Below are 8,241 nucleotides of genomic sequence, written 5' to 3'. Positions count from 1 at the left end.
GCTATATACCATTATATTAATTATATTATGGATAGTGTTTTGCGCTTTTTCTATTTACAATATACATCTCCAGAAAAGAGGAAGTAGGGAGTAGGCTGAAAGAGTTAATTATTTGTGTGTGGTAGTTGATTTTATTTTTGATTATTGGAGATGTCTAATGAATCAGTCTCTTGTCTTGCTATTTCTAACCAATTATCATATTTTTCTTGATTATTTTTTATCCACTCTTGAGCATGACGGAGAATATCTTCTGGCTTGTCTTCTCCCTCTTTAATACGTAAATTTTCCTCATTCATATCGGCAACTGGAATTTGTACTAATTCAAACCATCGTTTAGCAACTGGATTATTTTTTAAGAATTTTTGATTAGCAACAATACCCTGTTGAAATATCTGAAAGCCAAAGTTTTTTTCCATCTAGGGATGTATCTTTTTCAGTTAGATTTCCCATAGATTCTGGTAAAGAAGTAAAAGGAACTGCTAATCAAACTACATCTTTATTTGGTTTTAAAACTGTCGAGTTCCAATGAGGTTCGTAGGCATAATAAATAATTGGTTTTCCTTGCTCATAACGAGTCATTACATCTGCCAAGAGAATTTCATATTGTCCTTGATTATGTTCTACAGTATCCTCTAATTCATAAGCTTGAAGATGATGATTAATCGCTAATTCACAAGACCAACCAGGATTACAACCTAATAAATTTGCTTTACCATCTCCATCGGAATCAAAAAGTTTGGCTATTTCTGGATATTTTAATTGTTGAAGGTTAGTAATGTTATATTTATCGGCGGTTTTTTTATCGATTTGATATCCTTGGATTCCATTGGGAGTTAAAATTCCCACTCCCTCTAATTTTTTTTCTCCACCAGCATTTTCAAAGAATTTTTTGTGCCCTGGTTGATAGTAAACAACACTATAGTCTAAGTCTCCATTGGCAAGAGAAATATAAAGTGCCGGATAATCAATTTCTTTTAGTTTTTCAACTTTGTAGCCTAATTTTTCTAGACCTATATTTACTACTTCGGTTTGAAATAATTCTTCTATCCACTTATTATAGGCACTCCGAATACCGACTGTTCCAGAAGGAAATTTTTGACAGGAAGTGAAAACAATTAATAAGCTTGTTAAGATTCTTCCTAAAATAATTTTGATAGATTTTTGCTTCATTTTAGTTGAATTTATTGAAAGATATTTAATATCTGGTAGTTTACGACTTGATTGATTACAAATTTATAGCGTTTTAGAAATTAGTCTCAACTTTTTTTCTGAATTTTCAAATCCATTGAATTATTGAAAAATCAGCAAAATTCTTTCTTCTTAATTAGCAGCTTTTCTCGCTTTTTCTAACCAACTATCATATTTTTGCTGATTATTTTTTATCCACTCTTGAGCATGGCGCAGAATATCTTCTGGCTTATCTTCACCCTCTTTAATAAGTAAACTTTCAACATTCATATCTGCCACTGGAATTTGTACTAATTCAAACCATTTTCTCGCAACTGGGTTTGCTTCTAAGAATTTTTTATTAGCCACAATATGCTGTTGCAGTAAGGGAAAACCTAGATTTTTTCCATCTAGAGATGTATCTTTTTCAGTCAAATTTCCCATAGATTTTGGTAAAGACGTAAAAGGAACTTCTAACCAAATTGCATCTTCCCCTGGCTTTAAAATTGTATATATCCAGTGGGGATTAAAGCCATAATAAATAATAGATTTTCCTTGCTGATAGCAAGTAATAGCAACTGAAAGCCTTTTTAATTTCTTTATTCTTCCTGAGCTTTTTTTGCTATTTCTAACCAACCATCATACTTTTGTTGATTATTTTTTACCCATTCTTGGGCATGACGCAGAATATCTTCTGGTGTATCTTCACCCTCTTTGATGCGTAAACTTTCAGCATTCATATCGACAATTGGAATTTCAACTAACTCAAACCATCTTTTGGCAACTGGGTTTGCTTCTAGGAATTTTTTATTAGCTACTATACGCTGTTGAAGTACGGGAAAGCCAAGATTTTTTCCATCTACTGATGTATCTTTTTCACTTAAATTTCCTATAGATTCTGGTAAAGAAGTGAAAGGCACTTCTAATGAAACTACATTTTCATTTGGTTTTAAAACTGTCGATATCCAATGAGGTTCGTAGGCATAATAAATAATTGGTTTTCCTTGCTGATAACGAGTCATTGCATCTGCCAAGAGAATTTCATATTGTCCTTGATTATGTTCTACAGTATCCTCTAATTCATAAGCTTGAAGATGATGATTGATTGCTAACTCACAAGACCAACCAGGGTTACAACCTACTAAATTTGCTTTACCATCTCCATCAGAGTCAAAGAGTTTAGCTATTTCTGGATCTTTTAATTGTTCAATGTTAGTAATGTTATATTTATCGGCTGTTTTTTTGTCTATTTCATATTTTTGTATTCCATTAGGGGTTAAAATTCCAACTTTCTCTAACTTTTCTTCACCACCAACATTTTCAAAGAATTCATTGTGTTGTGGTTGATAGTAAACAGTGCTATATTCTAAATCTCCATTGGCAAGAGAAATATAAATTGCTGGATATTCAATTTGTTTTGGTTTTTCTATTTTGTAGCCGAGTTTTTCTAAACCTATATTTACTATTTCGGTTTGAAATAATTCTTGTATCCAGGTACTATTGGCACTACGAATAGTAACTGTTTCAGAAGAAGTGGGAACTTGTTGACAGGAAGTAAAAATTATTAATAAGCTGGTGAAGATTGTTCCTAAAATAGTTTTGAGATATTTTTGTTTCATTTTGGTTTGATTGAGAAAACTTTCATTATTCATTAATATAGCAATCCTATTTTATTTGTGTATAAAAATCTTACTGTTTTTAGGGAACAGTTAAGAGTTTCAGTTTTTTTATCTACTTTTTGATTACCCGCAACCAATTTAGGATTGCTATAGTATTTTACTACTTTCAATACTAAATATTTACAGCAGGTTCCGAAGTTATGAGGTACTAATGTTGACGGTTAAGAATTTAAATTTCCTACGGAATGCTCCACAAACAGAATTCAGAATGAGCGAAGTTTACCGGAAACTTTTGCACACTCAGTTTTACCCTCGGCGCGTCTGGAACCTATTGTCACTACTTTTACCTTCTAGTCAATCCTTTCCTTGAAAATAAGAGTTCATTAATTGATAATTACCTCTGGTTAAAACCGCTACGGAATTGAATATAAGGAAATATTATTTCTTCTCTTGGTCTCATGAATATGGTGATGATATCCACTCTTATCAGAGCCGCTCCGAAGATCGCCATCCCACCCTTCAGGAAACTACGAAGATCGACCGCTTTTTTCCCCTTAAAATGGGGAGGCTCTAAACCAGAATTATTTAATTAATAATTAATAATTAATAATTAATAATTAATTATTAATTATTTAACTAGCTTCTTGTCTTGCTAATTCCAACCAACTATCATATTGTTGCTGATTATTTTTCACCCATTCTTGAGCATGACGCAAAATATCTTCTGGTTGATCTTCTCCATTTTTGATGCGTAAACTTTCAGCATTCATATCAGCAACTGAAATTTCAACTAATTCAAACCATTTTTTAGCAACTGGATTATTTTCTAGGAATTTTTTATTAGCAACAATACCCTGATATACTTTAGGAAGGCCAAGATTTTTACCATCTACTGATGTATCTTTTTCAGTCAGATTTCCCATAGATTTTGGTAAAGAAGTAAAAGGAACTTCTAACCAAACAACATCTTCTCCTGGTTTTAAAACTGCAGATATCCAGTGTGGATTATAGGCATAATAAATAATAGGTTCCCCTTTTTGATAACGAGTAACAGCATCTGCCAAAAGCACTGTATATTGGCCTCGATTATGTTCTACAGTATCCTCTAATTCATAAGCTTGAAGATGATGGTCTATAGTCAGTTCACAAGCCCAACCAGGATTACAACCAACTAAATTTGCTTTACCATCCTTATCTGAGTCAAAAAGCTTGGCTATTTCTGAATCTTTTAATTGTTCAATGTTAGTAATGTTATATTTATCGGCGGTTTTTTTATCGATTTGATATCCACTATTTCCATTAGGAGTTAAATTTCCAACTTTCTCTAATTTTTCTTCACCACCAGCATTTTCAAAGAATTTATTGTGCCCTGGTTGGTAGTAAACAACACTATAGTCTAAATCTCCATTGCCTATGGAAATATAAATTGCAGGATAATCAATTTGTTTAGGTTTTTCGACCTTGTAGCCTAATTTTTCTAAACCTATATTCACAACTTTGGTTTGAAATAACTCTTCTACCCAACCAGTATTGTAAGCACTTCTAATGGTAATAACTTGATCGGTAGGAACTTGTTGACAGGAAGTAAAAATTATTAATAAGCTGGTAAGGATTGTCCCTAAAATAATTTTGAGGAATTTTGGTTTCATTTTGACCTGAATAAATCTGATGATTTTTAGCTTGATTTAGACTTAAAATTTTATAGTAAAAGTAAGAATAACTAGGACTTTATTGTTAATTACAGTTATTTTCCCTAGTTACTCTCAGCTAAGACTGTAGCTTAAATTAATCTATTTATTTTGTAAATCATCTCTTCTGGCTTTCTTTTGTTTTTTTGTAATCACGATATAAGGTTTATCAACCTTTGGAGGCAGACATAATCTTTTTTCTTTTCTAGTGCAGGATGGTGGAAATAACTGACTAGTTACAAAATCCTAAAACAATTACGAATCAAAAATGATTGACTGCAATAAAGTGCGTTTTACATTCTAGAGGGGCTGTGTGCGAAACCATTTCCACACTTTAAAAGCGCCGTAGGAAACCTCGCTAATTAGCACTCGCTTTTAACTTCCGCGTAGCGGCACTAATCCCTATTTCCTAAAAAAAAGAAATTATGTACCTCACGACTTATGATAACTGCTATATAATTAAAGTTTGCAGTAAAAATTTTCAATTAAAATTATGGCCAAAAAATTGCAGGTAGTCTTGAATCAAGATGTTAAAAAATTAGGAGTATCGGGAGATGTGGTAGAAGTAGCTCCTGGCTATGCTCGTAACTATTTGATTCCTCAGAAAATTGCTTTTCGCACTACTCCAGGTGTTCTTAAACAAGTAGAACGCCGTAGAGAACAAGAACGACAAAGACAAATAGAATTGAAGCAAGCAGCAGAAGCTCAAAAGACAGCTTTGGAAACAGTTGGTCGCTTTAAAATTGCTAAACAACTTGGTGAAAATGATGCGATTTTTGGTACCGTTACTGATAGAGAATTAGTTGATGTAATTAAGGAAAATACTGGTCAAGAAATTGATAGACGTGGCGTTACTTTGCCAGAAATTAGCAAAGTTGGATTTTACAAAGCTCAAATTAAACTTCATTCAGAAGTAACTGCTGAAGTAGAGATTCAAGTAGTAGGTAGTTAACAGTTATCAGTTATCAGTTATCAGTTATCAGTTGAACTAGAAACATAAATAACTGATATCTGATTGGGGAAATCTCAATTTTGAATAAAAACAAAAATTTATTGGTTTTCCGAAAATTACCCAATATTTTACAACTCAAATTATATTGCTATAGATGTCTAGCGATCGCCTACCTCCCCAAAATATTGAAGCGGAAGAAGCTATTTTAGGTGGTATTCTCCTCGATCCAGAAGCTGTTAGTCGAGTAACAGAGTTATTACGCCCAGAGTTTTTTGCCATTGAAGCTCATCAAATTCTTTATAAAGCAATGTGGCAACTTTATAATCAAGGCAAACCTACAGATTTAATGACTGTTACCAGTTGGCTTACTGATAATAATCAATTAGAAAAAATCGGCGGGCAAGTAAAAATAGTTCAACTATTAGAACGAACTGTTTCGGCGGTTAATATCGACCAATATGCTGCTTTAGTTATTGATAAATATATCCGCAGAAAATTAATTCAAGCAGGAAATGAAATTTTTGATTTAGGGTTTCAAACAGCTACTGAATTAAAAACTATTCTTGACCAAGCTGAACAAAAAATATTTGCTCTAACTCAGGATAAACCACAACAAGATTTAGTTCCTATTTCTGAAACTTTAATCAATACTTTTCAGGAGATTGAAGATAGAAATGAGGGAATTGCTTTACCTGGTCTTGCTTGCGGTTTTTACGATCTAGATGCTATGACTGGAGGTTTTCAACGTTCGGATTTAATTATTGTTGCTGGTCGTCCCTCAATGGGAAAATGTGCTGCTTATGATACTTTAGTTTTACAAAAAGATGGCAGTTTAATTACTTTGGCAGAAGTTTATCAAAGGCAAGAAACGGAGTTATTAACTTTAGGTAAAAATTGGAAGTTTCAGATTACTAAACCTTCTGCTTTTATTGATGATGGAATTAAACCTGTATTTAGGGTAAGAACAAAATCAGGAAGATTTGTAGAAACGACAATTACTCACCCTTTTCTAACGGTTGATGGTTGGAAACCTTTGGCAAAATTACAGGTAGGAGAAAAAATAGCTGTACCTCGTCGGTTAGATGTTTTTGGCGATGAAAGTATTCCAGAAAATAAGTTTGCTTCTCTGATTGATTCGGATAATTTCTGTCTTTTTCCTATTGTCTTTAAATTAGAAAAGTCACAATTAGCTTTATTTATTAGATATTTATTTTCCCAGGATGGATGGGTGAAAATATTGGAGAGTAGGAGAGTATGTTTTGGTTATTCTGTGGTGAGTGAAAAGTTTGTTAGGCAAGTACAACATCTTTTACTCAGATTTGGAATTATTGGTGCTATTGAAAAGGTTGTTAAAGAATTTCCTACGGAATACTCTGCAAACAGAAGTTGTTTTTGTAATAAGGATTTATGGCATTTGACAATTACTGATGCTTTGTCTCAGAAAAATTTTATTGTAGATATTGGCGGCTTTGATTCTAAAAAATTCGATTTTGATCCTAGCTGGTTAAATTTAACTACAGAAAGTAATTTCTGGGATGAGCAATTGGAAAATACAGAAGTTTTCTGGGATAAAGTTCTTTTTCTAATGGAAAATTTTGCTAAATCTAGATGGTTTTCACTACAGAAGAGAAATGGCAAAAGACAGACGAATAAAAATTTCAGGCATTTAACTACTTGTGAGACTTTATCTGTGAAAAGTTGTGTGGGAAATATTAGTAGTTCTCTATCAAAAGATTTGGATTTACTCACAAAGAAAAATTCTTGGGTTGAAAAACTCAAAGATTGGGAAATTTTCAGGAATGAAATTACTTATGTGACGGAAAAATCTGTCGAATATAGATGGTTTTCACCAGAGAAGAGAAATGACAAAAGACAGACAGATAAAAATTTCGGACATTTAACTACTTCTGAGACTTTTGGTGAAGAAAATCTTCTGGCAGATATGAGAAATTTTCCATTAAAAAGTCTGGATTTCTCCTCTAGCATATTAAATTTAGTCAGACAGCATAATTTCTGGGTTGAGAAATTAGAAAATACAGAGGTTTTCGGGAATGAAATTACTTATGTAACGGAAAAGTCTGTCGAATATAGATGGTTTTCATCAAAAAATCTGGATTTCGACTTCGATAAATTAAATGTAGTCAGACCAGAGAATTCCTGGAAGGAGGAATTAGAACATATAGAAATTTTCTGGGATACATTGGTTAACCTAGTAGAAAGTTTTGTCGAATCTAAGAATCGGTCAGTAAATAGTAGAACTGTAAAAAGAAAGTCTCCTAAAAATTCTGAGAATTTAACTACTACTTATATTATCTGTGGGAAAAATATTCTGGAAGATATAGAAAATTTTTCATCAAAAAATCTGGATTTGGACTTCGATAAATTAAATGTAGTCAGACCAGAGAATTCCTGGAAGGAGGAATTAGAAAATATAGAAATTTTCTGGAATGAATTGCTTAGTATAGTGGCAAATTTTGCCGATTCTCAAAATCAGTTGGTCAAGAGTAGAAGTGTCAAAAGAAAGTCTCCTAAAAATTCTGAGAATTTAACTACTACTTATACTATCTGTGGAATAAATTTTCTGGCAGATATAGGAAATCTTCCATCAGAAAATCTGGATTTTAACTCCGACAGATTCACTTTAGCTAAACCGGGTAATGCCTGGAAGGAAAAATTAGAAAATAGGGGATTTTTCTGGGATGAATTGGTGAATCTGGTGGAAAATTTTGCTGAATCTCAAAATCAGTCACTTCAGAGTAGAACTGTCAAAAGAAAGTCAGATAAAAATGCCGATAATTTAACGACTACTGATACT

The 8,241-nt window shown here is 32.6% G+C and carries 7 protein-coding genes; 2 read left to right on the top strand and 5 right to left on the bottom strand.

Translation table 11 applies throughout. The features are described from left to right. Positions 1–131: 131 nt before the first annotated feature. The 5 genes from AC3DU7_RS18730 to proX (AC3DU7_RS18710) all read right to left on the bottom strand — a co-directional run bounded on the left by AC3DU7_RS18730 (position 132) and on the right by proX (AC3DU7_RS18710) (position 4,435). Positions 132–416, bottom strand: a complete 285-nt coding sequence (locus tag AC3DU7_RS18730) for a glycine betaine ABC transporter substrate-binding protein (RefSeq protein ID WP_488040830.1) — start codon at positions 414–416, stop codon at positions 132–134. Between the two features lie 67 nt (positions 417–483). After that, positions 484–1,170, bottom strand: a complete 687-nt coding sequence (gene proX, locus AC3DU7_RS18725) for a glycine betaine/L-proline ABC transporter substrate-binding protein ProX (protein ID WP_488040829.1) — start codon at positions 1,168–1,170, stop codon at positions 484–486. A 150-nt stretch (positions 1,171–1,320) separates the two neighbouring features. Continuing rightward, complete coding sequence (locus tag AC3DU7_RS18720; protein ID WP_488040828.1) at positions 1,321–1,803, bottom strand: glycine betaine ABC transporter substrate-binding protein; 483 nt, start codon at positions 1,801–1,803, stop codon at positions 1,321–1,323. Beyond that, positions 1,767–2,819 carry a glycine betaine/L-proline ABC transporter substrate-binding protein ProX gene (proX, locus tag AC3DU7_RS18715; RefSeq protein ID WP_488040827.1) on the bottom strand — a complete coding sequence of 351 codons (1,053 nt, stop codon included), beginning with the start codon at positions 2,817–2,819 and terminating at the stop codon, positions 1,767–1,769. Before proX (AC3DU7_RS18715) ends, AC3DU7_RS18720 begins: the two co-directional genes overlap by 37 nt. A gap of 599 nt (positions 2,820–3,418) precedes the next feature. Further along, positions 3,419–4,435: a glycine betaine/L-proline ABC transporter substrate-binding protein ProX gene (gene proX / locus AC3DU7_RS18710; protein WP_488040826.1), complete on the bottom strand. Its 1,017-nt coding sequence runs from the start codon at positions 4,433–4,435 to the stop codon at positions 3,419–3,421. 532 nt (positions 4,436–4,967) lie between these two features. Here proX (AC3DU7_RS18710) and rplI point away from each other — a divergent pair. Beyond that, complete coding sequence (gene rplI, locus AC3DU7_RS18705; protein WP_488040825.1) at positions 4,968–5,426, top strand: 50S ribosomal protein L9; 459 nt, start codon at positions 4,968–4,970, stop codon at positions 5,424–5,426. 154 nt (positions 5,427–5,580) lie between these two features. Beyond that, positions 5,581–8,241 (top strand): DnaB-like helicase N-terminal domain-containing protein (locus AC3DU7_RS18700; RefSeq protein ID WP_488040824.1); only part of this gene is annotated, 2,661 nt, incomplete at its 3' end.

Source organism: Okeania sp. (assembly GCF_983059655.1).
Note: the sequence above shows the minus strand (reverse complement) of the source record. Positions and strands in the feature narration are given on the sequence as shown.

Coding starts and splice junctions, on each gene's coding strand:
- rplI (WP_488040825.1), top strand. CDS start 4,968: ATGGCCAAAAAATTGCAGGTAGTCTTGAATCAAGATGTTAAAAAATTA.
- proX (WP_488040827.1), bottom strand. CDS start 2,819: ATGAATAATGAAAGTTTTCTCAATCAAACCAAAATGAAACAAAAATAT.
- proX (WP_488040826.1), bottom strand. CDS start 4,435: ATGAAACCAAAATTCCTCAAAATTATTTTAGGGACAATCCTTACCAGC.
- proX (WP_488040829.1), bottom strand. CDS start 1,170: ATGAAGCAAAAATCTATCAAAATTATTTTAGGAAGAATCTTAACAAGC.
- AC3DU7_RS18730 (WP_488040830.1), bottom strand. CDS start 416: ATGGAAAAAAACTTTGGCTTTCAGATATTTCAACAGGGTATTGTTGCT.